The organism is Pseudoalteromonas undina (assembly GCF_000238275.3).
Taxonomy (GTDB): domain Bacteria; phylum Pseudomonadota; class Gammaproteobacteria; order Enterobacterales; family Alteromonadaceae; genus Pseudoalteromonas; species Pseudoalteromonas undina.
This window is the reverse complement of record NZ_AHCF03000003.1, coordinates 1,710,276-1,736,343: the sequence shown is the minus strand read 5'-3', so window position 1 is coordinate 1,736,343 and position 26,068 is coordinate 1,710,276. Positions and strand designations below refer to the sequence as shown.

23 protein-coding genes and 1 tRNA gene are annotated in these 26,068 nt (G+C 39.9%); 16 read left to right on the top strand and 8 right to left on the bottom strand.

Annotated features, from left to right (window positions below):
* Positions 1 to 138 precede the first annotated feature (138 nt).
* Complete coding sequence (locus PUND_RS11610; protein WP_010392841.1) at positions 139 to 3,075, bottom strand: TonB-dependent receptor domain-containing protein; 2,937 nt, start codon at positions 3,073 to 3,075, stop codon at positions 139 to 141.
* Positions 3,076 to 3,427: 352 nt separating this feature from the next.
* Between PUND_RS11610 and PUND_RS11605 the strand changes: the two genes are divergently transcribed.
* Together PUND_RS11605 and PUND_RS11600 are read left to right on the top strand one after the other, a co-directional pair.
* A complete protein-coding gene (locus PUND_RS11605; RefSeq protein WP_010392839.1) occupies positions 3,428 to 5,134 on the top strand; it encodes a cyanophycinase in 1,707 nt (568 codons plus the stop codon).
* Between the two features lie 111 nt (positions 5,135 to 5,245).
* Positions 5,246 to 5,797 (top strand): flavodoxin family protein, encoded by a 552-nt coding sequence (locus PUND_RS11600; RefSeq protein ID WP_010392837.1) that lies wholly within the window; start codon positions 5,246 to 5,248, stop codon positions 5,795 to 5,797.
* A 47-nt stretch (positions 5,798 to 5,844) separates the two neighbouring features.
* Here the strand turns inward: PUND_RS11600 and PUND_RS11595 are convergent, their stop codons facing one another.
* The gene (locus tag PUND_RS11595) at positions 5,845 to 6,441 is read right to left on the bottom strand and encodes a hypothetical protein (RefSeq protein ID WP_010392834.1); all 597 of its coding nucleotides are present in this window, start codon (positions 6,439 to 6,441) and stop codon (positions 5,845 to 5,847) included.
* Between the two features lie 387 nt (positions 6,442 to 6,828).
* Here PUND_RS11595 and PUND_RS11590 point away from each other — a divergent pair, with 387 nt between their 5' ends.
* The gene (locus tag PUND_RS11590) at positions 6,829 to 8,322 is read left to right on the top strand and encodes an acetyl-CoA hydrolase/transferase family protein (RefSeq protein ID WP_010392832.1); all 1,494 of its coding nucleotides are present in this window, start codon (positions 6,829 to 6,831) and stop codon (positions 8,320 to 8,322) included.
* Between the two features lie 39 nt (positions 8,323 to 8,361).
* Here PUND_RS11590 and PUND_RS11585 read toward each other — a convergent pair whose 3' ends face one another.
* Complete coding sequence (locus tag PUND_RS11585) at positions 8,362 to 8,721, bottom strand: winged helix-turn-helix transcriptional regulator (protein ID WP_010392830.1); 360 nt, start codon at positions 8,719 to 8,721, stop codon at positions 8,362 to 8,364.
* A 121-nt stretch (positions 8,722 to 8,842) separates the two neighbouring features.
* Between PUND_RS11585 and PUND_RS11580 the strand changes: the two genes are divergently transcribed.
* The 4 genes from PUND_RS11580 (at position 8,843) to PUND_RS11565 (ending at position 11,056) form a co-directional block, all read left to right on the top strand.
* A complete protein-coding gene (locus PUND_RS11580) occupies positions 8,843 to 9,424 on the top strand; it encodes an NAD(P)H-dependent oxidoreductase (protein ID WP_010392828.1) in 582 nt (193 codons plus the stop codon).
* Between the two features lie 11 nt (positions 9,425 to 9,435).
* Positions 9,436 to 9,987, top strand: a complete 552-nt coding sequence (locus PUND_RS11575; RefSeq protein WP_010392826.1) for a redoxin domain-containing protein — start codon at positions 9,436 to 9,438, stop codon at positions 9,985 to 9,987.
* A gap of 91 nt (positions 9,988 to 10,078) precedes the next feature.
* Positions 10,079 to 10,327: a hypothetical protein gene (locus tag PUND_RS11570; RefSeq protein WP_008114111.1), complete on the top strand. Its 249-nt coding sequence runs from the start codon at positions 10,079 to 10,081 to the stop codon at positions 10,325 to 10,327.
* A 189-nt stretch (positions 10,328 to 10,516) separates the two neighbouring features.
* Complete coding sequence (locus tag PUND_RS11565) at positions 10,517 to 11,056, top strand: class I SAM-dependent methyltransferase (protein WP_010392822.1); 540 nt, start codon at positions 10,517 to 10,519, stop codon at positions 11,054 to 11,056.
* A gap of 17 nt (positions 11,057 to 11,073) precedes the next feature.
* Here the strand turns inward: PUND_RS11565 and PUND_RS11560 are convergent, their stop codons facing one another.
* The 3 genes from PUND_RS11560 to PUND_RS11550 are packed head-to-tail and all read right to left on the bottom strand — an operon-like array spanning position 11,074 to position 14,719.
* Complete coding sequence (locus PUND_RS11560; RefSeq protein ID WP_010392820.1) at positions 11,074 to 12,795, bottom strand: EAL domain-containing protein; 1,722 nt, start codon at positions 12,793 to 12,795, stop codon at positions 11,074 to 11,076.
* A 23-nt stretch (positions 12,796 to 12,818) separates the two neighbouring features.
* On the bottom strand, positions 12,819 to 13,241 hold the full coding sequence (locus tag PUND_RS11555; protein ID WP_010392817.1) for a response regulator: 423 nt from the start codon (positions 13,239 to 13,241) through the stop codon (positions 12,819 to 12,821).
* Positions 13,238 to 14,719 carry a PAS domain-containing sensor histidine kinase gene (locus PUND_RS11550; RefSeq protein WP_010392815.1) on the bottom strand — a complete coding sequence of 494 codons (1,482 nt, stop codon included), beginning with the start codon at positions 14,717 to 14,719 and terminating at the stop codon, positions 13,238 to 13,240. Before PUND_RS11550 ends, PUND_RS11555 begins: the two co-directional genes overlap by 4 nt.
* An 836-nt stretch (positions 14,720 to 15,555) precedes the next feature.
* Here PUND_RS11550 and PUND_RS11545 point away from each other — a divergent pair.
* Positions 15,556 to 16,452 (top strand): hypothetical protein, encoded by an 897-nt coding sequence (locus PUND_RS11545; protein WP_010392811.1) that lies wholly within the window; start codon positions 15,556 to 15,558, stop codon positions 16,450 to 16,452.
* Between the two features lie 374 nt (positions 16,453 to 16,826).
* On the opposite strand, the gene PUND_RS11540 is transcribed toward PUND_RS11545, so the two are convergent.
* Together PUND_RS11540 and PUND_RS11535 are read right to left on the bottom strand one after the other, a co-directional pair.
* Positions 16,827 to 16,903: transfer RNA gene (locus tag PUND_RS11540), tRNA-Pro, on the bottom strand.
* 116 nt (positions 16,904 to 17,019) lie between these two features.
* Entirely contained in the window at positions 17,020 to 17,643 is a 624-nt protein-coding gene (locus PUND_RS11535) for an arylesterase (protein WP_010392808.1), read from the bottom strand.
* Between PUND_RS11535 and PUND_RS11530 the strand changes: the two genes are divergently transcribed.
* From PUND_RS11530 to tolA, 8 genes are all read left to right on the top strand, one after another.
* Positions 17,644 to 18,357: an ABC transporter ATP-binding protein gene (locus PUND_RS11530; protein WP_010392805.1), complete on the top strand. Its 714-nt coding sequence runs from the start codon at positions 17,644 to 17,646 to the stop codon at positions 18,355 to 18,357.
* Complete coding sequence (locus PUND_RS11525) at positions 18,347 to 20,848, top strand: ABC transporter permease (RefSeq protein ID WP_010392803.1); 2,502 nt, start codon at positions 18,347 to 18,349, stop codon at positions 20,846 to 20,848. The genes PUND_RS11530 and PUND_RS11525 overlap by 11 nt, the downstream gene beginning before the upstream one ends.
* A 132-nt stretch (positions 20,849 to 20,980) precedes the next feature.
* The gene (gene ruvC / locus PUND_RS11520; protein ID WP_008114131.1) at positions 20,981 to 21,505 is read left to right on the top strand and encodes a crossover junction endodeoxyribonuclease RuvC; all 525 of its coding nucleotides are present in this window, start codon (positions 20,981 to 20,983) and stop codon (positions 21,503 to 21,505) included.
* Between the two features lie 2 nt (positions 21,506 to 21,507).
* Positions 21,508 to 22,125, top strand: coding sequence for a Holliday junction branch migration protein RuvA (gene ruvA, locus PUND_RS11515; RefSeq protein ID WP_010392800.1), 618 nt, complete (start codon positions 21,508 to 21,510; stop codon positions 22,123 to 22,125).
* A 7-nt stretch (positions 22,126 to 22,132) separates the two neighbouring features.
* Entirely contained in the window at positions 22,133 to 23,140 is a 1,008-nt protein-coding gene (gene ruvB, locus PUND_RS11510) for a Holliday junction branch migration DNA helicase RuvB (protein WP_010392799.1), read from the top strand.
* 890 nt (positions 23,141 to 24,030) lie between these two features.
* Entirely contained in the window at positions 24,031 to 24,735 is a 705-nt protein-coding gene (gene tolQ / locus PUND_RS11505) for a protein TolQ (RefSeq protein WP_010392797.1), read from the top strand.
* Positions 24,722 to 25,153, top strand: coding sequence for a protein TolR (gene tolR / locus PUND_RS11500; RefSeq protein ID WP_010392795.1), 432 nt, complete (start codon positions 24,722 to 24,724; stop codon positions 25,151 to 25,153). The genes tolQ and tolR overlap by 14 nt, the downstream gene beginning before the upstream one ends.
* 4 nt (positions 25,154 to 25,157) lie before the next feature.
* Positions 25,158 to 26,063 (top strand): cell envelope integrity protein TolA, encoded by a 906-nt coding sequence (tolA, locus tag PUND_RS11495; protein WP_010392793.1) that lies wholly within the window; start codon positions 25,158 to 25,160, stop codon positions 26,061 to 26,063.
* The last annotated feature ends 5 nt before the right edge of the window (positions 26,064 to 26,068 follow it).

Sequence of the window (26,068 nt, the reverse complement as noted above, 5' to 3'; positions counted from 1 at the left end):
TTTCACTTTAATAAAAGGTCATTGTGTTGATGCGTAAAAAACGCTTAAACGTACTTTAGCACTTAATAGGCAGTGTCACTGTAGCCATGACCTGTAATAAAAGGAATGCCGCAAAGCGTTTGCTTTGCGGCTAAGTGGTTAAAAGCGGTAACTAATACTTAATTTGTAATTAGCACCTAGGGCATTATGGTTGATTGAATCAAAGCCACGGCTTGAACCATAAAGAGTGGGTGGCTCTTTATCAAAAATATTATTGATGCGCGCGCGCAAAGTCAGCGATTTATTAACATAGTAACCCGCTGATAAATCCCAAACGAGCCAGTCATCAACCTGATGCTCACCTTTTGAGTCTAATACGCCAAGTGAATCTAGCTCATCAATTTCACGGCTACGCAGGCCTTCTATATCATCTTCGTAGCTGCTGGTGTAGTTTGCACCTAAGTTAAGGTAGTAATTTTGCGCTTCCCAATCTATTGACATACGCGCAATATTTTCAGGATAACGATAAGTTCCTACCAACTTCTCTAACGAGTCAGACCCCGGTTTATTACGTTCAAACTCAAGGTAATGAGTACCGTCAAAGGCAAAGGTTAAATCGCCGCTTGGTAATACAAACCTATGATCAAACTTAAAGTCTATGCCAGCTAATGTTTGTGTACCAGTGTTTTCAAGTTGAATGACGTGGTCACGGAATAAAGGTAAGTATTCTTCATCTTTACGTTGGGGAAACTTTTCAAGATAGTTATCTAAAATTCCAGTTAAATTAGCGCCATCTTGCTCGATTGTTAAGCCGCTACCATTTTCTCCATCGGTTATACCACATAACTCATTTTCGTAAGAAATACCTTGCTCGCCTTCTGGGACAATACCGCAATGGCGCAGTGATGCATCAGTAATGGCGCGATCGAGTACTGCAGTCATGTTGGTATCAATCACTTCTTCGTGATCAAACTGCCAATAATCAACGGTTAAGTTAGTATCAACACTTGGGCTCCACGCAAAACCAACACTAATGGCTTCTGACTCTTCAGCTTTTAGGCTTTTATTACCCAACTCAAGTGAATTAACACTGACCTCAGTACCTTGACCTGCACAGTATAGTTCTGAAACCGCTTGGTTAGCGCCACAATCAAATGTTGAACGAGTGGTTCTTAATTTAACCCCTGCTTGCGTTAACGATGGTGCTCTAAACGAGGTTGACCATGAGCCACGAACAACTAACGAGTCAGTAGGGCGATAGCTCAAACCTATTTTAGGATTAAAGGTGCCACCAAAATCATCATAATGATCGTACCGACCCGCTGCTTGTAGCTCTATTTGCTCACTCAGTGAAATACTTAATTCAGCAAAGGCGGCATATTGAGTGCGATCGGCTTCTGATAAGCTAGAGCCAAAGCCAAATACATCAACAAGGTAGTCTTTGTCTGCTTGAGCTTGTGAATTAAGCGAAGGAATGTCGCTTAGCTCTTCACGTCGTGCTTCTACCCCAAATGAGGCATAGGCTGGTAGGTCGTTAAAGGTAAATAGTTCACCATTAAAGTTAGCATCCCAGCCGTAAACAGTACTTTCTCCACTGCGTGTTGGGCGAGCTTGCGCTGTTGCCAAAACGGCATCATTAGCGGCGTCGCCTTGAAGGAAAGGGTTGTAAAAAGGTAGCAACTCCCCAGATGCACAATTTAAGTCAGTACCGTCATAACTTGCCAGCGTACCGTCTGAACATAGCTCGCCTGTAATCGCGCCATGGAACTGGTAGCGATTATAAACCCCTGCAATCGCTTCTTGCTCTGAACGTGAGCGAGAAAGAGTAACACCAGATTCCCAACCCCAATCACCAATTTCACCACTTAGGCTACTTACTAAGCGAAAGTTTTTCGTTTCTACTTCCACCGTTCTTGGGGCATTAAAGCGCGCATCAAATGCAAAACCATACACTTCTCGACCACTTTGGGTATCAAATGGGTCAATGTAGAGTTGATCTAATAAATCATTACTACCATCGGCATTATCGTAAATAAATAAGGCGTCTTCTAAAACATACGGGCCGTCGTCGTCATTAATTTGGTTAATAGGTGAGGGCGATGAGTACGCTTTTGCCTTGGTCTGGCTGTAAAAAAAGTCAGTATGCCATTGTAGACCACCAAGCTCACTATTAAACATAAAGCCGGTTGAAAGGCTTTCAAATGGCGTTTCTAGGTAATCATCTTGATTAGGGTAGTAAGCACAAATTTGTTCATCAAGTTCAGTAGTAACTAACTCGGTTTTGCAGTTTGGTGATGGAAGTTCGTTACCATCTCGGCTGCTGAAATAATAAATATTAGGTGAGTTCTCCAGCTTAGGTAAATAGGAGTAACCATTCACTAAAGAGGGAGAGGCCGTGTAATTACGATCGGTCGCTTTAAAAGCGTTACGGTCATATATATCTGCAAATACCGTTAAGTTACTCTCGCCTATTTTTGTACCATACACTAAGTTTAATTGTTTTTTACTTTCGTCATGTTGATCAAAGCTATCGGCAAACGAAGTATTGATTTCAGCGCCTTCAAAATCATCTTTTAAAATGTAGTTAATAACACCCGCTACAGCATCGGCACCATAAACGGCTGATGCACCGGTGGCTAAAATATCAATACGTTCAATGGCCGCTAGAGGAATAGAATTCACATCTACAAAGTTTTCAGTACCTGCAGCAAATGAACTAGGCGCAACTCTTCGCCCATTTATTAATGTCAGCGTTGCTGATGGCCCCATGCCTCTCAAGCTCGCTGCTGATTGACCCGCTGGTGTAGAGGTAGACGTACCACCACTTTCAGAGGTTGAGAACGTACCGCTTCCGCCTTTAAATACAGATAAATCTTTGAGTAATTCATGAATGGTATTAGCACCAGAGCGTTTGATTGCATCTTGGTCTAACACGGTTAGTGGAATAGTGCCTTCCAGATCAACGCCTTTTAAGCGAGATCCTGTTACTTCTACTCGTTCAATGTTGGTATCAGTTTGAGTTTCTTGTGCATACACACAAGTGACAGGGCTCAGTAAAGCGCTTACTGTGGCCGCAATAGTTAGTTGACGAAACATTGTAGTACCTTTTGTCTTTTTTAAGCGCGCAGAAATAGGTTTAATATTTCTTAAGGCTTTAATTATTATGGTTTTTAGACAGGGCAATGGTGAAATGACACGCTGAGCCCCTCACAGAAATTAGTGAGGTGGTGGGCTACTCGTCAAACCACTCCGAAAGGTAGTGTGGTGAGTAGAAATATGTTGTAAGCAATGTTGCTTTTTTAAACATAATTCTCTTTCCAAAAAGGTTTTTGACAAAGCTAGCAAATGGGTGCTAGCTTACTCGCGTTTTAAAGTTCCTTTTTTTTATAGCAAGTGAGAGACGCTCTCGCAAGTTATTTCTTATAATTTTTTACATGAGTGTAACATAATGGAACGAATAAATTTACCAAACAAGCGGTTAGTTAAATCGCGAATAATAACCGCTTTTTACTCAATTTTAATTGCTTTTTCGCTACAGTTAAGCGCAAAAGAGCCTAGTCAAACTCTTGTTTTAGTGGGTGGAGCTCTCACAACATGTGCCAGTTTAAGCCCTGAAAACTGTGAAAAAAATACTCAGATCTCGGGTAAAACGCATAATGTATTTGCGCTCTCTCACACTAAAATTAGCCAAATAAAGCAACAATGGCCCAGTAAAAATAGCCAAGCTAAAAATAACACTATTAAAAATTTAGCAACAATGCAGGCTAAGTCATCGCCCACATTATCGAAAAAAGAGTTGTTATGGCTATGGCGTGACATTGATAGTAAACAGCTCAATAGTTTATCGGATCAAGAATACAATTTTGTAATAGATATGCTTGAAGTAGCGCAAATCCAAAGCGACAACAAGCGACTAAAAGAGCAGGTAAATACTGCGCTTAATAGCGAATCGGCGGCGACAGAGATTTTGCAGTTTATATCTGGTAGTTTAAAAGTTAATAACTCCAACCCGAGTATACTGGCCATTACCGCCTCAAGTAGAGACCCTTATGAATCTGCTGATTTTTACGAAGGATTACTAAGCTTCCCTAATGTAAATTCGCAATGGCTTGCATTAACCCCTGCGCTTGCTAAAGCAATAACCACCAACAAGTGTGATGATTTAACCACGCTTAGGCACTCCGAAATGGGGCTATATCAACGCGAACATATTTACCCTGATCGCACACAAGCTGAATATAAATTGTGTAAAAAAGGCACCGACGCTTTAGTAGAGCTAATAAAAAACAGTACCGGTGTGATGTTTAATGGTGGCGATCAAAGCTTAACCCGAAAAGTATTATTTGATGAAAATAACCAGCCTTACCCTTGGACAAAAGCATTACAGTCTCGCCCTGTTATTGTTGGAACAAGTGCAGGTACCGCGGTGCAAAGTGGTGGGCAAGCCCACGCCGGGAATGTGGTGATGATCACCAATGGCACTAGCTTGTCGGCATTGAAAGAAGGCGCACAAGCCATTGATGCCCCAAGTGAACGCTCAAACAGCGATAGTTTAACTTACAACCGCTTTGGGGGTTTAGGCACATTTAGTTACGGTGTACTCGATACACACTTTAGCGAGCGAAACCGTACATTAAGACTAGGCACTTTGCTCGACGACTTAAGCGCAAACCAAGATCAGCCGACATTCGGTTTTGGTGTAGACGAAACCACAGCCTTAGTGGTGATTAAATCTGAAGCTGGCAATTTAATGACCGTAATTGGTAAAAATGGTGTGGTGATGGTTAAATCAACAGAGCAAGCTCAGGCTGAAACTAAAACTAAAACCTACAGTTACTCTTACTGGCCTGTGGGCAGTGTGATTGATATTAAAAATAACGATTTTACCTTAAGTCAGCGCAGTATTAGCCAAGCATTGCCAGCAATTAAAATACCGCCTTTACCAGTTCAGCGTTTTGGCAGCATTTTAACGGATGCAAAATTACGCTCTTTAACGCAAGCCATGTGCCTTAGCCAAGAACAAACGGCTGTTGGCCAGCAAGATGAGTTTATTATTAGTTTATCTACCACGCCTGAGTCGGCATATCATCGTATTAGTGCTGCGCAGTATGGCTGTGCGGTGAGTAATTTAGAAATTGCAGTGAGTACCTTTTAATTTAATGCCACGCAAGCTAATTTAATTAAACACACTGCTTAGTTGATTTTAACTTTAGCGGCCATACTATATTTAAAGCGTGTTTATTAAATCACAACAAAAGGAAGGTTCATGAGTAAAGTAGCGGTTATTTATTTTTCGGGATATGGCCATACCAAAAAAGTGGCTGAATTTGTAGCTGATGGAGCAAACGCTCAGCTTATTGCAATCGATGAGAATGGCGACATAAAAGACACCGATTGGGATGCATTAAACAATGCAGATGCCATTATTTTTGGTGCACCTACCTATATGGGCTCATATCCTTGGCAGTTTAAAAAGTTTGTTGATGCTACCTCTAAAGTATGGTTTACCATGGGGTGGAAAGACAAAATATTTGGCGGGTTTACTAATAGCGGCAGCCTAAATGGCGATAAACAAGTCACTCTAATTAGTATGCAAACATTGGCTTCGCAACATGGTGGAATTTGGGTAAGCCTAGGGTTACCACCGGCCAATAAACTGGAATCAACTCGTCAAGACATCAATAACTTAGGCGGTTCAGTTGGCGTATTAGTGCAATCACCTACTGATGCAGATGAATCTGCAATTCCATCAGGCGATTTAGAAACGGCCCGTTTATACGGCGAACGTGTAGCTGATATAGCCAAACGCTTAAAGTAAAAGTCACTCGATAAAATAAGTTAAAAAAGCCACATTGTGTGGCTTTTTTAGTTTGATAATTCCAATTTTTGTTGTTTGTGCTCTAGCTGGTATAGGCTTGAAAATTGACGTTTATGAACTTCAAATAAATACGCTCTTAGCTGCTCTTTACCATGGTGAATGTGTTTAATTTTTGCTGCTATGCCACACTTACTCTGCCTAACCGGCTCTATATCTAATGATATCGCCGCTTCGTTGGGTAAAATAAATTGCATATTCTGCAACTCATCAAGCTCACTGTGTACTGATGTGGGTTTTAAAAATATTCCTGTGCTAGATATAGATTCAATGCAAAAACCTTGGCTTTGGATATTTAATTCGCTCAACCGCCAGCTGCGCTGAATACCTTTAGTGTCAATTACTTCGGGGGCTTCTAATACGGTACTGAAATGGCCTAATTCATCGGTTTTAAATTGAAGTGGGAACCATAGTTGGTAGTGGGCTACTTCTGCTAATAAGGTTAATTTAGCTTGACCAAGTAAATGCGCAATACCCTCTGGTATTGATGCTTGTACTGTTAACTTTGTTTCATTGATTAATGCACTACTTTGACTAGGTTCAAATAAGCCAGATAAAAAGTTAATTTCTTCGTCAGACAAATCCATGTATTTTCCTTAATACCTAAATTGTGGATTCTATTCCTCACAAGGTTACTGCCCAATGAATGAACAGTTTATTATTTTGTAAGCTCCGCATAGCGCGGCTAAATTTTTATACAATTTAAAATTTCAACCTTCCTGATTGAAATTTTAAATGGTTGATTTTAATTAGTTTTGTTTGTTTTTAAACTCAGTGAGTTAAATAGTTGTATGCGTTTTTTACTATTTTAACCTTATTATCACCAATAAGTTAAGTAATAAAGTGTACAAAATTAAAACGCTTCGCGATGTTTTTATATCAACAATGCGTAAATGAGACTTAGGTCTAGCTTACGAAGCATAAGGAAATACTTAGAATAGCGCCAAATAAAAATGGGGTTTAAGGGGTTCCAAATGCAATTAGAACGAATTCGTCGTAGCGACTTACACAACAAAGTGATGTCTGCAGAGCAGGCCAGTTTATTTATTAAAGACGGCATGACCGTGGGTATGAGTGGTTTTACTCGTGCCGGTGAAGCGAAAGCTGTACCACGTGCGCTTGCAGAGCGAGTGCGTGAAAACCCAATGAAAATTAACCTAATGACGGGCGCGTCATTAGGAAACGACTTAGATAAGCTACTAACTGAATCAGGTGCGTTAGCGCGTCGTATGCCATTTCAAGTAGACAGCACATTACGTAAAGCGATTAACAACGGTGAGGTCATGTTTATTGACCAGCATTTATCTGAAACCGTTGAACAGCTACGTAATCATCAGTTAACGATGCCTGATGTAGCGGTCATTGAAGCCGTAGCTATTACTGAAGAAGGCCACATAGTACCTACAACATCAGTGGGCAATTCAGCCAGCTTTGCTATTTTTGCCAAACAGGTAATTGTAGAAATTAATATGTTACACCAGCCAGAGCTTGAAGGGCTGCACGACATTTATATTCCATCTTATCGTCCAACACGTACGCCAGTGCCATTAGTGAAAGTAGATGACCGTATTGGTAGCACTGCTATTCCAATCGACCCGGCTAAAATTGTGGGTATTGTATTTACCAATCAAAGTGACTCATTTTCAACTGTTACCGACCCAGATGCAGACACAGCCTCTATTGCACGTCACTTAGTTAACTTTTTTAAAGAAGAAGTAGCGCAACAGCGCATGCCTGCAAACTTAGGCCCATTACAAGCGGGTATTGGTAACATAGCCAACGCAGTCATGATGGGTTTATTAGACTCTGATTTTAAAGACCTCACTATGTATTCAGAGGTACTACAAGATTCTACCTTTGATTTAATTGATGCGGGTAAACTTAATTTTGCATCAGGGTGTTCAATTATTTTATCAGAGCGTTGTAACTCACAAGTATTTAATAACCTTGAAAAGTATCGTGATAAGCTAATACTTCGTCCACAAGAAATGTCGAACCACCCTGAAATTGTGCGTCGTTTAGGTATTATTGCGATTAACACCGCACTTGAGTTTGATATATATGGCAACGTTAACTCAACTCATGTATGTGGCACTAAAATGATGAACGGTATTGGTGGTTCAGGCGACTTTGCACGTAATGCGCATGTATCGGTGTTTGTAACTAAATCAATTGCCAAAGGTGGCGCTATTTCGAGTGTTGTGCCTATGGTAAGCCATGTTGATCATACCGAGCACGATGTTGATATTTTAGTAACCGAGCAAGGCCTTGCCGATTTACGCGGTTTAGCACCACGCGAACGTGCAATTGAAGTCATTAAGCACTGTGTACACCCAGATTATCGCAACGCCATGCTTGATTATTACGAGCGTGCCTGTGTACGTGGCGGCCATACGCCTCATCTTTTGGAAGAAGCGTTTAGTTGGCATACCCGCCTTGAACAACAGGGTACAATGAAGCAAAGCTAATACTTAAAACCCCGCATTTGCGGGGTTTTTATTTTGTAATTAGTCTAAAATATTAGACTCAGACCAAACCCTAAGATCGTGAAGAATTCCTAGTGCAGAGCGCCCAAACTCAGTGAGCTCGTAGGTGACAGCAATAGGTCTAGTGCTGATCACCGTCCTTAAAACCATCTTATTGGCCTCTAACTCTTTTAAACGTTGATCTATCATTTTTTTGCTCGCTCCACCTAGCATTCGAGTTAGATCATTAAAGCGAACAGGTTCATCTTTTAAGTGATAAATAATAGAACTTGTCCACTTCCCGCCAATTAAGCGCATTCCTTTTTCAATAGCACAAGGTTCTAAGCAGGCATTTAAAACTTTTTTTCTTCCCTTACTATCTGTTTCTATAGAGCTTTCCAAAATTTAACCTCTAAAATAGGGTGGTTACTAAAAGTATACTAATTGAATCTATTCTTCAGGTAACTATTATATACCACATTAAAGTGAAGACCAATTTTTGTACTATTTTTGGAGAGATCACATGAGCAAGGTACTCATTATAAATGCACACCAATATTATTCTTTTTCAGAGGGCAAATTAAATGCCACCCTAGTTGATGTAGCATCATCGATACTGATAGAAAAAGGCTATGAAGTTAAAACCGTAACTATGACAGATAGTATTGATGTAGAGGCACAATTAGCACTTCATCAATGGGCTGACGTTGTCTTACTGCAATCACCTATTAACTGGATGGGCGTGCCATTTTCGTTTAAAAGATATATGGACGAGGTGTATACAGCCGGTATGGGTGGCGCCATGTGTAATGGCGATGGTCGTCACCAGGACGACCCAAAAAGCGGTTATGGCACAGGTGGCACACTTAAAGATACTAAATATATGATGTCACTCACATTTAACGCACCAGAGGAGTCATTTAACAATTCAGAAGAATTTTTTAATGGTAAAAGTGTTGACGACTTAATGTTCCCAATGCATATGAACTTTAAGTTTTTTGGTATGACAGCAATGCCTACCATTGCTTGTTTTGATGTTATGAAAAACGCCGATATAGATACTGACTTAGCGCGCTTTAAAGCACATATAAGTACACACTTTTGAGAGGAAACACAATGACTAATGCATCACAGTATACAAATAAACTTCTTCCGGGGAGTCGTTTCCCAAAGATTAATTGCCCTGTACTAAATAGTAACGAAGTAGAGTTAGGGCGTGTCCAGCAAGACGCTGCTTGGCAAATGGTGGTTGTGTATCGTGGCCAGCATTGTCCTATGTGTACGCAGTATCTAAATCAGTTAGAAGAAATTAAACAGTCATTACAAGACATTGGAGTTTCTTTAATTGCTGTATCGGCCGACAGCGAAGCGCAGTTGTTAACACATAAAGAGAAGTTATCAGTGAGTTACCCCATTGCGTTTGAATTAAAGCCTGAACAAATGAATGCGTTAGGGCTGTATGTTTCTCAACCTCGCAACGCTCAAGAAACAGACCATTTATTTGCTGAGCCTGCTGTGTATGTAGTGAATGAACACGGTACAGTACAAGTTGTTGATATCTCAAATAATCCATTTGTAAGACCAGATCTGTCTACTTTATTGCGAGGTATAACTTGGATTAAAAACCCTGATAATAATTACCCTATTCGTGGAATGCATAAAGGTTAATGTTTGATGGTTTAAGTTTGCCACTATGATCTGTAAAATAACTGCATATTATTTACAGACTCGCTATGGCGAGCAACACAGAGTAACCTTAATGGAAAACAAACTAACTGCAATCGATACACTCGCTGAACTTGAAAGTTTTTTACTGCAAGTTGAAAACGGCGGCCTAGGTTTAACCGGCGTAGCAGGCGTGGGTATGGCAACTAACAATGCTGACGGCAGCCGTTTTGTAGCCGTGTTTGATGACAAGCAACAACTTTTATTAGCACGTGAAATTACCGAAGAGATCTTCCAAAGCGGACAAGACATGGTGCGCAACGGCGTAGGGCGTAAGCACTAGTACCTTACTACTAATTTAAAAAGCGCCAAATGGCGCTTTTTTTGTGGTTTTATTTTAAACAGGTGTTAAATATAAAATAAATTTACACAAATGGCACGCTATGTAATGGTTTCACTAGTTTTATTATGTAAAAGCGAAATAGCTCAGGTGAAATCATCAATATTCAACCGTTATTAGGTGTTAGTTAGTATGGACTTTATTGCTACCGCATTTTTCTTTTTAGTTCTTCTAATCGCTTTATCTATTGTTTGGAGCACGCTAAAAACGGGAATTTCACCGATGATGAGCTCAAGCAAAGCGCGCCAAACTATGCTTGCTGCAATAAGCATGGATGAAAAAGGCGCATTAATTGATTTGGGTTCAGGTTGGGGAACGCTTGTTATACCGGTTGCCAAAAGGCATCCTAATAAACAGGTTATTGGCTATGAGTTATCGTGGTTTCCTTGGTTAATTTCAATGCTTTTTAAATATAGTTTAGGTTTAAATAACCTTACCCTCTATCGTAAAGACTTTAAAAATGCCGATCTCAGTTCTGCGTCTACTTTGGTGTGTTACTTGTTTCCTGATGGTATGGTAGCGCTTGAAGAAAAGTTAAAACATGATGTGTTTAAAAACATCACTATTGTGAGTAACACCTTCGCTTTGCCATCATATAAACCAACTAACGTTATCAAGCTTAAAGATTTTTACCAAACACCGATTTATGTGTATCACTGGCAACCCAAATAGAGGGATATTATTTAGGGTCAGTGCTTAGTTGATGTCATATTTTTTATCCATAAGTTCATGTTATCTGCAGACATTGGTTTGGCAATATAATAACCTTGCCCATGATAGCAACCCATGCCTATAAGTACTTTTTCGAGCTCTTGTGACTCTATCCCCTCTGCAACTAGGTTATACCCAAATGCTTTACTTAGCGCCACGATACACGTAACGATGGACTTGTCTTCATGGTCTGATAGGAGCTTTTTAACAAAGCTTTGATCTATTTTTAATGTATCTAAAGGTAATTTTTTTAAGTAACTCAAAGAGGCGTAACCTGTACCAAAGTCGTCTAACGCAATACTTACACCTAAATTTCTACAGCCATTGAGAACGTCGACTGCTTGGTCAACGTTTCCAATTGTAGTGCTCTCTAAAATTTCCAATTCGAGGGTTTTTGGTTTTATATTATTAGTGCTGATGAGTAACTCTCTGAGGTTTTCAACAAAGCCCTCACTAAGTAAATGAGCTGGAGAGATGTTTACACTCATAGAAAGATGATTTCTTGTCCAAATTTTATGTTGTTTTAAGGCCTCAGCAAGTACCCATTCACCAATTAATATACCAATGTGTGGGTGCTCTAATGCCTCTGAAAAGTGACCAGGGTAAAGTAAACCCAAAGTAGGGTGATTCCAGCGTATTAAGGCTTCAACGCCAATCAACTGGTGATCCATCAAATTGACCTTTGGTTGATAATGAAGAATAAACTCTTTGCGAGCAATGCCTTTTTCAGCAGCCAATAATAAATCATGTTTTGCATGCCTTAGGCTTTCTTCTTCTGGATCAAAAAACAGAATCCGGTTTGTTCCTGATCTTTTTGCTTGGTACATTGTTTGATCGGCTCTGCGTAAAATGTCATCACAAGTTAAGCCATCATCACTGGGAAGTGCAACGCCGATGCTGACTGAAATTTGAACGGAGCACGAAAACTCTGCTAATTTTATTGGGTCGTTTACCTCAATCAGCACCTCTTGTAACAGAGTCTCATATTCTTGTATCGTGTGCGCAGCCCCTCTTAATAAAAAGATAAACTCATCTCCGCCAATACGCGCGAGTGTATCTTCTTTGCGTAATGTGCTTTTTAGTCTTTGGGCAATAGTTTTCAAAACGAAGTCACCGGTTTCGTGACCGTATTTGTCATTAATGGGTTTAAAATTATCTAAATCTAAATAGGCAACGGCGAGCTTTTGCTTAGATGTAATGGCTTGTTGGAGTTGATCAATTAAAATTGGGCGGCTTGCTAAGCCTGTTAGGCTATCGTAATGTGCCATGTTATGAAGTTTTTTTTCTAAGCTTGCGCGTTGAATGGAACTAGATATAGAGTGTATCAACTGATCGCTTTTTAATTGGTTTTTAAGTAAATAATCGCTTGCCCCTAGGCGCATAGCTTCTGCTGCTATTTTTTCATCCCCTAAGCCCGTGATCATAATCACAGCACAGTGGTTATTTACAGACTTTCTAATATTATCCAGCAGAGTAAGCCCCGATCCGATACCTAATCGGTAATCAACTATGACGCAATCAAATTCCCTATGCTCAAGGTAAGACATAGAGCTTTCAATAGAAGATGCTTCTGAAATTTTAGCCTGTATATTAGAGCGAGATATCATACGGCGTATTTGTTCTCTATCAACCGCATCGTCATCAACAATGAGTAGTTTAATACTGTCGCAGGTGTCAAAATTATCTATTGAAGTTATCATATCCATATCTCTTGCAAAGTGGCTTATTCAAGCTCAACGGCATGTATATAAGCATCCATAAGTGTCGCTAATTTGGCAAACTGCGGGCCAATTGCATGTTTAACCATGTAACCTGCTACGTTATTATGGTACGCGCGAGTACGATCGTTATCCTCATTGGAGGTCGTGAGTATAAATACAACGGTATCGTTTAATTTTTCATCTTTACGAATATGCTCTAAAAATTCAAAGCCATTCATCACTGGCATATTCAGGTCTAGCAATACTAAGTAGGGCTCTGATATTTCTTTTTGTTGCGCTTTTTCTCGTAACGCATCTAGTGCCAGCTTTCCGTTTTGTTTCCAAATTATTTTAATTTTAGGATCCACTTTTTTTAGGCTTCTTGTAACGGCTTCCGCGGCAACATCGTCGTCCTCAACAAGCAGTATAGATAGATTTTTGATCATAAATTTTCTTTCCTTGCAAAGCGAGGCCACCACACATGAAATGTAGACCCTTTTTGCGGTTCATTTGAGCTTACTGAAATGCGCCCACCATGAGCTTGTGCCAAACGCCGACTAATAGACAGCCCAATACCTGAGCCCGACTTATCATCAGAGGTTGTTTGAAACAAACTAAAAATACGCTCGTAAGCCTCTGGTGGAATACCGGGGCCATCATCAGTCACAGTGATATGGCAAAGCGTATTTTCTGCTACACAACGAATCTCTATAGTTCCCTCTTTACTGTCGTGGTGTTTAATAGCGTTACTTAATAAATTGCGGACCACGGTTTCAAGTGGCGTCCATGCAGTGACGATGGTATCTAATTGAATGTCTTTATGAAGCTTCATTCCAGCCGGTAAATCTAACAGTTCGGTAACGTTAGAAATTAACTTATGCATATCGATTACTTGAGTATCTAGAGTGGCTTTGCCTGCTCTTGCATAGGCCAATAAATTATCTATTAACGTCTCCATTTTATGAATACGATCATCAATACGTGTTAAGTTATATTCGACTTCAGGCGTGGTAGTGCCCAAATCTTCTTTTATCCATTCAATTAAGTTTGAAATACCCCGCAATGGAGAGCGTAAATCATGAGAAGCTACATAGGTAAACTCCTTCAAACTTGTGTTATTTTCTTTTAACTCGGTTTCCATTCGTTTTCGTTCTGTTATATCTAACAACGACACAAATACCATGTCTTCGTCATTGGTGTTTATAAAAGGACTCAGGCCCACTTCAACTGGGAATTCTTTTCCGTCTTTGTGTAAGGCGGTTAAATCTCTGCCTACTCCCATACTTCTGACACTGGGTTCACGATGAAATGAATGGCGAAGTGCTGAATGGTGCCCTTGATAGCGATGCGGTAATAGCATTTCCATTTTTTTATCGAGTAATTCTATTTCACTGTAGCCAAAAGATTTACATAACGATTGATTAACCGCTTGAATAATGCCCGCTTGGTCTACTATTAACACACCATGAGGTGCAGCTTGAATAGAGCGTTGAAACATATTGTTAGCGCGCAGCCTTTGCGATATATCAACCAGTGTGGCTAAAACTAACTCTTGTTGTCCGTGTATCGGGTTTAAACCTATTTCGATTGGGATTTGCTTACCATTTTTTTGACTCGCAAATAACTCACGGCCTTCACCCATTAATCGTTTTCGAGGGTTAGCAAAAAACTGACTCATCAAGTGGGTATGGTTCGCTTTAAATTGCGCTGGAAGTAAACTATCTATATTCTTCCCTATTAGTTCTGAGTCCTCATAGCCCAGTATTTCAGATAGTTGACTATTGGCAAAAAGGATCTGAGCATCGGTATTGACTACCATTGCCCCCATGGGTAAACAACTAACTAGTTGAGCTAAAAAGGCTTCGTCCATATTTACATTTGAACTAGGTGAATTAGATTTTTTATTTACTTTTTTAAGGTCCATCAAGCATCCCGCAAGTAAATGTAGTTCCTATAATATAGTAATAGTCGAACAAGTATTGAACAGCAAATTTAGAGGAAGATCATGTTATTTAAATGCTTATTTTAATAGTTTCTTCTTATATTTTAGCGAGTCATTATGGTTGAAAAAGGTGCATTGATTTATTTAGTTTTGGGTGGGGAGTGTTAACTTTAGTGCTTACTAAATATAGTTAGTGTTTAAATAATCTTACTCTCTATTGCAAAGACTTCAAAAATGCTGATTTCGTACTGTGTCTACGCTAGTGTGTTACTTGTTTCCAGGCGCTATGGTAGCGCTTGAAGAAAAGTTAAAACAAAACGTGCTTAAAAACATCACCATTGTGAGTAACACTTTAGCTTTGCTTTTATATAAACCAACTAAAGTGATCAAGCTTAAAGAGTTCTAACAAACACCTATTTATGTGTACCACTGGCAACCAAAATAAACTTTGCTTTAAGTCTTAATACAAACAGCAGCAGCTTTGTCGCGATTTTTAATTGCGTTACTTATTGGCGCAATAAGCTAATGTAGTGGTTTTTAAAAATGCTAATTTTATATAAGTTTCGAAGATAGTTAAGAGTGATAACAGTGCTATGAAATTAAGATAGAATCCCTTTATTTTTCTATTTTGGAGAGTAGGCTATAGTGTGAAATTAAAAGCTAATTAATTCAATAAAATGGAGCATGTTAGTCTATTTAGTTAAATGTAGGGTTAAAAAGTTAGTGAGTTAAAAATGAGTATTTGTACCCCTTTTGTTGATTTTTATTTTAAATATATTTATCTTAAACTTTAAAGTAGTGCAGATTAAGGACAATAAATGAAAAAGGTAATTTTCGCATCTCTTCTATCTATTTTTTCTACCTCAACGATAGCTAATGAACAATCTTTAACAACAGAGTGTTCAGCTTGTTTTTCTTATGAGCAGTTTAAAACTTCAGCGAAGTCAAATGCTCAGCTTGATAAAACCCGCGATGTTTACGTAATGAATCTAGAAGCATTAACTATTAAAAAGTTCGAAGTTTCAAAAAGGTTTAGCGGTTACAGAACCATTCCTGGAACTGGTTCTGTAACCGATGGGCGTGGAGGGAAGATGAAAGGTATAAAAGTACCTACATATTCAGTCACTGTTAAAGACCATAATGTAGAACAAAGTGTTTTAAATAATTTCTACAATTTATCTGATGCTAAGAAGCAAGTAATGATGTCTGTACAATCACTTAAGGCTGATGAAGTGCCGTCTGAAATCGCAGGAAGCGTATGGGATTTAGTTGGTTCAAGCTCTATTCAAAATAAAGTTGCAAGACATTATAATGGAAATACTAATCTCAGGAATGACCTTACTAATTTTGCAAACGCAACAGACAAAGTCTCAGGATTGTTAAATGTAGACAAGATTATGGTGCAAGTTAGCTTTAGTGATGGAAGTACCGCAATTTTTTCTCTATATGCAGTGATTAATGGGGATTTAATTTGGGATTTTGAACGTGGTACCGACGTCGATTTAAATAAAGTAAAGCCTAATTTCGATACTAAAAACGCTGAATCTTATGATTTTAACAAGGGTGGAGCTGATGTATTTGTCGATTTCTATAATGCGGCAAAACGAGCTGGAGTGTCTTTTACTTCAACTTCTAGTGAGGGGGCTCAGACTGGAGGGAGAGTCACTTGTGCAACCAAAAATCTTGATAAATATATTTGTACATACACTAGATAAAATTTACTATACAAATTATAGAACGATCTAGCCCTTAGGTCGTTTTTTTAACAGAATTGTTCTTTAACTATATAGAGCAAAAGAGTTAAGCCTAAACTTCAGGCATTACGGCTACTTAGCATCTACTCATAACAGCATATCAACGAACTTAAGCCAATACATCAAAAATTAAAAGTAGGTATGTGCTTCTTTATTTTTTGAAAAGTATTTAACTGTGGCGTCACATAATCTAAATACCTCTGAAATCAAAAAGCAGGAATAATTTTAATAGATTAGTTAGTGCGATAAATGTGCGATATTTTTTTGTATTAAATTAGGTAGTACGAAAGGAAAGCAGTTTTTATTGAATAAATAGAATTATGAAAGGATTTAAATGGTCGGTATGGAGAGATTCGAACTCTCGACCCCTGCCACCCCATGACAGTGCGCTACCAAGCTGCGCCACATACCGACTTCGATAGCAATAGTACGTGTATTTATAAAAAAATCAATAAGCTTTTGTTTGTTTGGATGTTTATTGCGCAAACGCTTAGTTTTAAGCGCCTGCGCAGGAGACTCTTTACGGCCCTAGTCTTTATTTAACCACTGGTTGATCGTGTTATACATTTCATCTCGTAGTATTGGTTGAGCAGTTTTGTTAGGGTGTAAGTTATCGTTTTGCATTAGCTCGCTTTTTCCTGCTACTTTAAGCACAAAAAACGGCATTAAATGCGAGTTAGTGGCTTCACTAACACTGGTAAAGCTATCGGTGAACATTTTACTGTATCGTGGGCCATAGTTAGGTGGAATATATATTTCCATAAGTGCGGTTTGTGCATCTGCAGCTTGGCTTTTTTCAATTAAAGCGGTTAAGTTAGTTTGCATTTTAGTGATTGGAAAACCGCGCAGGCCGTCATTAGCACCGAGCTCAATAAGTACGTGAGTTGGTTGATATTGCTCAAGTAGCGCGTCTAATCGGCGCAATGCACCGCCGGTGGTTTCGCCGCTAATACTGGCATTTACTAAGTTGATATTGCGTTGCTCGTCATCGTATTTATCTTGTAACAATTGCACCCAGCCTTGTTCTTGTTTTAAGCCATAGGCTGCGCTTAAACTGTCACCAAGTATTAAAATCGTGTTGTTAGCTGCCGCGTGTAGTGGGTTAATAACTAAAAATAAAATGAATACACAACGTAGGATTGAATGAGTCATATGTCAGCGCTTTCTCAATTAAATATAATTCAAGTAAATGGTTTGTCTAAAGTGGTTTCCACCTTCGAAGGTGAGTTGTCCATCCTCAGCGACATCAGCTTTAATGTCAAGCATGGTGAGTCTGTTGCTGTTGTTGGCACATCGGGTTCTGGTAAGTCTACATTATTGAGCTTGCTAGCAGGGCTTGATACCGCCAGCAGTGGCGAGGTAATGTTAGATGGTGAGCCTTTGCACAAGTTAGATGAAGAAGCGCGAGCAGCACTGAGAGCCGCTAAAGTCGGTTTTGTATTTCAGTCTTTCATGTTGGTGCAAAGTTTAACCGCACTTGAAAATGTGATGCTACCTGCCGAGCTTGCAGGTGAACATGATGCTAAAGAGCAAGCGCTCGCGTTACTTGAAAAAGTTGGCCTGAGCCATCGCATTGATCATTACCCGTCGCAGTTATCTGGTGGTGAGCAACAACGTGTTGCGATTGCTCGTGCATTTGTGGGTTCGCCTAAAATACTGTTTGCCGACGAGCCATCAGCTAACCTAGATAGCAAAAACGGCCATATGATTGAGTCGTTATTATTTGATTTAAATAAGCAAAATGGCACAACGCTTATTTTAGTTACCCACGATGAAGCTCTGGCGCAAAAGTGTGAACGTATTATTCAGATTGAAGCCGGTGAGCTGGTTCACAATTCAACTGAGGAAATGGCAAATGTGGGCTAAATTAGCACTTAAACTATTTTCTCGAGAGTTTCGCCGTGGTGAACTAACCGTCATAAGTGCTGCCATCGCTTTAGCGGTGCTAACGGTGCTTACTTTATCTATGGTGACTGAGCGAATCGCACAAAGTATTGCACAAAAAAGCAGTGCCTTTATTGCCGCTGATAGGGTATTGGCCAGCAACCATGCCATAGATACCGCTTATATTACTCAAGCTAAACAGCAAAACCTTGAAACAGCGCAAATGGTGTATTTTGACACTATGCTGTTTGCAAACGATGAAATGCAATTTAGCTCAGTAAAAGCTGCGTCAAACAGTTACCCGCTTAAAGGCCAGTTAAAGGTTAAGTCGGGCTTAAACGCCGAAACAGAAGTTGCCCCAGGGGCACCAACCCCCGGTAACGTGTGGTTAAGTGAGTCGGTTTTTTATAGTTTAAATATAAACGTAGGCGACCAAGTTGAGCTGGGTGCTGCGTTATTCAATGTGGAAAAGGTGATTGTTGAAGAACCCGATGCGCCGTTTAATGTGTTCTCTAGTAGCCGCAGGGTACTTATTAATATTGACGACGTACCAAAAACTGAAGTAATACAGCCTGGTAGCCGTGTATTTTACCGCCAGTTGTATGCAGGCGATGAAAGCGACATAAATAGTTTTTACGATTGGCTAAAACCGCAACTTAAAGAAAACCAAAATTGGTATGGTGTTAAAGACCGCCAATCGCCTATTTCAAATAGCTTAAATAGAGCTGAAAGCTTTTTGTTATTAGCCGGTTTGCTAGGGATTATTTTAGCCGCGGTTGCTATTGCAGTTTCGGCTAAGCGCTATTGTGAGCGTCAATACGACCCAGTCGCAATGATGAAAACCTTAGGCGGCAGCCGCGATATGATCCGTAAAATTTACCTTATGCACTTATTAATGGTATGTACCATGGCGGTAGTTGTTGGCCTAGCTATTGGCTATGGTTTGCAAGAGATGGCTACCGGTTATTTAGCTAAAAGTATGGGTACCGAACTGCCCATGGCTGGTTTTAAACCTTGGCTGGTGGCGATTAGTACAGGGGTTATTTGTGCGGTTATGTTCTCTATTAAGCCACTTTTAGATTTATTTGATATTCCACCGCTCAGAGTACTTCGCCGTAACTTAGGTGATCGCCTTGCGGTAAGTAAAATTCATTTAGGGCTAAGTGCACTCACCGTGTTTTTATTAATGTGGTTATTTAGTAATAACATAAAAATTACGCTTATTTTGTTTGTCTCAACGCTTGCGCTTATTTTGGTGTTATTTTTAATCTCTAAGTTAATATTTGGCGGTGGCCGCAAGCTTGGCTTAAAGCCGGGTAACAGCTGGTCTTTGGCTATTGCGTCTATTCAAAAGCGCGCCAATGTTAATGCAGTACAGTTAATTAGTTTTTCGTTAGCGATTAAATTACTATTATTTTTAATTGTGCTTAAAAACGATATTATTTCTGATTGGCAGTCACAATTACCAAGTGATGCACCTAATGCTTTTTTAGTGAATATTACGCAAAATGAACTGGACCCAGTTAATGAATATTTAGCACAAAAAGGCATTCAGGTGTCGGAGTTTTACCCGACTATTCGTGGTCGCGTAAATGCCGTCAACGGTGAAGCGGTTGCGCGTGAAGTGTCACTGCAAGATAACGAGAAAAAAGACGAAGAAGCCCGCTCAGGCATTGGCCGCGAGCTCAATTTAACCTGGCTTGACGAAGTCCCTTCGCAAAATGACATTATCGATGGCCAGTGGTTTGGCGATGACGCCGTTGCCGAGGCCTCACTGGAAGAGTCAATGATGCAGCGCCTCGATGTTAAATTAGGCGATACTCTTACATTTTTAATCGGTGCGCAGTCGTTCGATGCTAAAATAACCAGTGTGCGAAAAGTAAATTGGGCCACACTCAAGCCTAACTTTTTTATTATTTTAAGCCCAGATGTACTTAGCGACTTTCCGGCAACCTATATTTCATCGGTACGCATTGAACCTGAGCAAAAGCGCGACTTTAGCCAGTTATTACGTACATACCCCACCATTACAGCAATTGATGTAGATAATTTTGTTAAGCAAATACAATCGACTATTGAGCAAGTGTCGTTAGCCATTGGTTTTGTATTGGCTATTGTGGTGTTATGTGGTGCGTTGGTACTAATATCGCAGGTGCAAGCAAGCTTAGGTGAGCGCATGCAAGAAATTGTGATATTGCGTACATTAGGCGCTAAAAGTCGATTAATAAAAAATGCTACTTTATATGAGTTTTTATTGCTTGGCGGTTTAGCCGGACTGGTCGCTGCATTTTTCAGTGATATTGCACTGTTAATAGTGCAGCAGCAAATGTTTGATTTGGCGGGTAAGCTGCATCCAAATATTTGGATTATTGGCCCCGTTGCTGGTGGCGTGTTTGTAGCAGGTTTAGGTTATTTTATGATTGCCCGTACGCTCAAACAAAACACCCAAGGCTTAGTGCGCGCATTGGCGTAAACTTTTTGGCCAAATAGAGTTTAAATGCCTACTTTTTAAGTAGGCATTTTTGTTTTGGCTTGGTACTGGTAATTTATACAGTGCTCTGGCATTATTAGCATTATTAATAAATAACAATAATGAGAGTGCTGTTTGGCCATTATTTTAGGGATCGATCCGGGCTCGCGTTTAACGGGTTACGGTGTGGTTGCGCACCAAGGTGCTAAGTTTACATACTTAGGCAGTGGCTGTATTAAATTAGCCGATCATGACTTTCCCACCCGACTTAAAATGATCTACCAAGGTATTACGCAGCTTATAGAGCAGTTTTCGCCTGAAACCTTTGCCATAGAAAAAGTATTTATGGCACATAACCCCGATTCTGCTTTAAAACTTGGTCAAGCTCGTGGTGCTGCCATTGTGGGGGCCTCTATGGCCGACTTACCAGTGTTTGAATATTCAGCACGACAAATAAAGCAAGCCGTGGTGGGTAACGGTGGAGCAGATAAATCGCAAGTACAACATATGGTTAAAAATATACTTAAACTGCCAGGTACGCCACAAGCCGATGCAGCAGATGCACTCGCGATTGCGATTTGCCATGCTCACTCTGAACAAAACTTAATAAAACTAGCGGGTAGCGCAAGCAAAACCGTTAGAGGACGTCTAAGGAAATAACAATGATAGGTCGCTTAAACGGCGTGTTAGTTGAAAAACAGCCCCCAGAAATATTATTAGAAGTGAGTGGCGTTGGCTACGAAGTACAAATGCCAATGACTTGTTTTTACGATTTACCCAAAGTGGGCGACAACGCCATTGTATACACTCACTTTGTAGTGCGCGAAGACGCACAGTTATTGTTTGGCTTTAATAATAAAACCGAACGTGCCTTATTTCGAGAGCTGTTAAAAGCCAATGGTGTAGGGCCTAAATTGGGTTTAGCTATTTTGTCGGGTATGTCGGCGCAGCAGTTTGTAAGTTGCGTAAATAATGAAGACGCTACGGCCTTGGTTAAACTGCCAGGGGTAGGTAAAAAAACCGCCGAGCGATTAGTGCTCGAAATGAAAGACCGATTAAAAAATTGGGGCAACGACTTATTTACCCCATTTAGCGACAGCGCCGTAATAGAGCCTGCGAGCAATGCAACTATAGCTAATAATGCGGCCGATGATGCGGTTTCGGCGTTAGTGGCGCTCGGTTATAAATTGCCACAAGCGCAAAAAGCAGTAAAATCAGTAAGCAAACCCGATATGTCGACTGAGGTTCTAATTAAAGAATCTTTGAAATCAATGCTGTGAGTAAATTATGATCGAAGCTGATCGCTTAATAGATGCTGCTGAAAAAACCAATGAAGACACCATAGATCGTGCTATTAGGCCTAAGTTACTGGCCGATTATCGTGGTCAGCCGCATGTTAAGCAACAAATGGAAATATTTATTGAAGCTGCGCGTAGCCGCAGTGAAGCGTTGGATCATTTATTAATATTTGGCCCGCCAGGCTTAGGTAAAACCACGCTTGCTAATATTGTAGCCAACGAATTAAATGTAAACATTAAAACCACCTCTGGCCCTGTGCTTGAAAAAGCCGGCGATTTAGCTGCATTGCTTACTAATCTTGAAGAAGGTGATGTACTGTTTATTGATGAAATTCACCGCTTAAGCCCACAAGTAGAAGAAATACTTTACCCTGCAATGGAAGATTACCAGCTCGATATAATGATAGGTGAGGGGCCTGCAGCACGCTCTATTAAGCTTGATTTACCTGCATTTACCTTAATTGGCGCAACCACGCGTGCGGGCTCATTAACCTCACCACTGCGTGACCGCTTTGGTATTGTACAGCGTTTAGAGTTTTATTCTGTTGAGGATTTGTCGCATATAGTGGGGCGCTCAGCGCATTACCTTGATTTAGAAATGTGTGACGATGGCGCGGCAGAAATTGCCAAGCGCTCTCGTGGCACACCACGTATTGCAAACCGTTTATTGCGCCGTGTGCGCGATTACACCCAAGTTAAATCAGATGGTACAGTTAATGCCGAGGTAGCTCAGCAAGCCCTCGATATGATTGATGTTGATAAAAGCGGCTTTGATTACATGGACCGCAAATATTTACTCGCCATTATTGAAAAATTTATGGGTGGCCCGGTTGGCCTTGACAACCTAGCGGCTGCCATAGGCGAAGAAAAAGAAACCATAGAAGATGTGATTGAACCGTTTTTAATTCAACAAGGTTTTATTCAGCGCACGCCTCGCGGACGAATAGTGTCGGATAATGCGTATCATCATTTTGGTTTACTTCCCAAGCAAAACTAATTAGCAGCTTGAGATAGATTTATTATCCAGAGTTTAGGGTAAATACTAAAGCCATTGCCTTTTTAACGACAGTGGCTTTTTTTATGCGCAAACATTACGTATTTTACTTTGCCAATAATTCACTGAGCGTTAAGACATATCAGGCTATTGTTCGACTGCTTATTTAGCCCGAGTTGAGATGGTTTGATAAATTGTAGGCAAAAAAAAGCCCGCAAAAAATGCGGGCAAACAACAAGTTTAAGGAAGTAATCTAGGGAACTACGTTTTACTTATTGAGGTCATACCCCAAGAAGTAAAAAAGTAATACGAAATAAATCATATTACGAGGAACTGGATTCAATGAAATAGCTTTCATTTAATGCGCTAGCTCGGTATGGGAGAATAATACCGAAGCGACACAATTTGTTCAAACTAGAAAATTTATATTTTCAGATTAAAAAAACTAATAGCAGCGGTTTTTTGTTTTTGCTTATTGTTGCATGTTAATTAATCATTAATTCTATAAGTTAATGAAATGCTTTGTTTATGTATATTAACATATTAACGTTCGGTATTAGTTTTACTATTACGTTAAGGTAAGCATGTGCTGGTTATGAGTGCTTATGCATTAATTTTGAATAAACAGCGCATTTTTGTCACTCTTTAGTGAAACTAAGCGTGCTTCCATAAAGCTTTGTTGTTATTTATTTATACAGTAGAACAAGAGTTAAGTAGTAAATATTGAGTAAAGCTGTTTTTTTAACGTTTTTTGTTGTCTATTCACAGCAATATCGTTGTCAGCAGTAAATACACTAGATACACTAGCAAAACTTTAATGGTGGCTAATGTATTGCTAAGTTACCTTACTCAAATAAATCAATTTGATGTTTTTAATTATTTAGGAGTTTAACGTGGGATCAGGGCTTAATTTTTTAGATCTAATTCTAGAAGCCAGTTTGCTTGTGCAATTAGTAATGCTAGCGTTGGTTGCTATGTCGGTTATGTCATGGGCTATTATTTTTCAACGTAAAAAAGCCATCTCTGACGCCTTAGCAAATGCCAAAAAATTTGAGCAACGTTTTTGGTCTGGTGTTGACCTAAGTAAACTATATAACGAAATTTCTTCTCGCGGTGGCCAGTCTGCTGGTATTGAGGCTTTATTTACCTCAGGCTTTAAAGAGTTTGCACGTCATAAAAAAAATACCTTTCAAAGTGCGGGCATTGTAATGGAAGGCACACACCGTTCAATGCGGGTTGCGCTTTCTCGCGAAATTGAAAAACTAGAATCAAGCTTATCGTTTTTAGCAACAGTTGGTTCAATTAGCCCTTACATCGGCTTATTTGGTACTGTTTGGGGTATTATGAATGCCTTTATTGCTCTAGGTGAAGTAAAACAAGCAACCTTACAAATGGTTGCTCCTGGTATAGCAGAAGCGTTAATTGCTACAGCAATGGGTTTATTTGCTGCAATTCCTGCTGTTATTGCTTATAACCGATTTGCTAATAAAGTTGAAAAGTTAGAATCTCACTACATTAACTTTATGGAAGAATTTGCCAATATCTTACACCGTCAAGCAGCTACCCAAATAGAGGCTCAAGCGAATGTATCATCGTAAAAAGCGTCGCCCAGTCGCAGAAATTAATGTAGTACCATACATTGATGTAATGTTGGTGCTGCTTATTATATTTATGGCCACCGCGCCGTTAATTACTCATGGTGTAAAAGTAGACCTACCAAAAATGGAAGAGTCGGACTTAGTTGATACGAAAGATACGCCACCCATAATTGCTTCTATTGATGCCGATGGTAAGTATTATGTGAGTGTAGGTACCGATCCTGAGGAACCAATGGAAGCATTAGATGTAGCTGCAGTAATTAAGCTGCAACTAATGAAAAACCCAGATGTGCCTGTAATGATCAAAGGCTCGGGTAAAGTGTCGTATCAGGAAGTGTTACTGTTAATGGACTTTTTAAAAAATGCAGGTGTACCGTCGGTAGGGTTAATGACCGAATCCTTTGAGGGGACCAAGTAGCTGTATGAGTAGTTCACTAATTAAATCAGTATTACTGCATTTAGCGTTAGGTGGGTTTTTGTATGCGTCAGCAAACATTCATCCTCCTAAACCTAAAGTAATGGAAGTAACGCTCAATGCGGCTATTCCTGAGCCAGAGAAAGCGGTTTCGGCGGTTACGATTGATCAAAAGCAAGTTGAGCAAAAAATAGCTGAGCTTAAAAAGAAAGAAGATGATAAAAAGCGTGCTGAAGATAAACGTATTCGCGATTTAGAACGCAGAGCAACCGATGCACGCAAACAGCGTGAAGCTGAAGCAAGACGCATTAAAAAGCTTGAACAGCAACGCAGAGCAAAAGAGAAAGAAACCGCACAAGCGCAAGCACAAGCTAAAAAAGCCCGTGAAATAGAACAGCGCGAGCGAGCAAAAGCGAAGCAAGCCGAAAAGCAAAAGCAAGAGGCTGAAAACGCAGCAAAAGCGGCTGCAGACAAACGTAAAGCGGAAGAAGCGGCACTTAAAAAAGCCGAACAAGAGCGTAAAAAGCGCGCTGAAGAAGCTGAGCGTAAACGCCAACAAGCACTTCAAGAGCAAATGCTGCAAGAGCAGCTTGCCAAAGAGCAGGCGGCACGTAATAAAATACGTCAACAGCAAGTAGTGAGTGAAGTTGATAAATTCCGCGCATTAATTATGGCGCGTATTCAACAAAACTTATTAATTGATGAAAAAATGAAAAACCAGCAATGCCGCATAAATATCCGTCTTGGGTTTAATGGGCTGGTAACACAAGTTAAATCGTTAGGCGGTGATAAGTTAGTGTGTGAGGCTGCATTAAGAGCTGTTCGCATGGCCGACACATTACCGGTATCTAAAGATAAAGACGTATTCGAGCAACTAAAGAATATTAATATAACCATCGCGCCAGAGTTTTAAGGGAT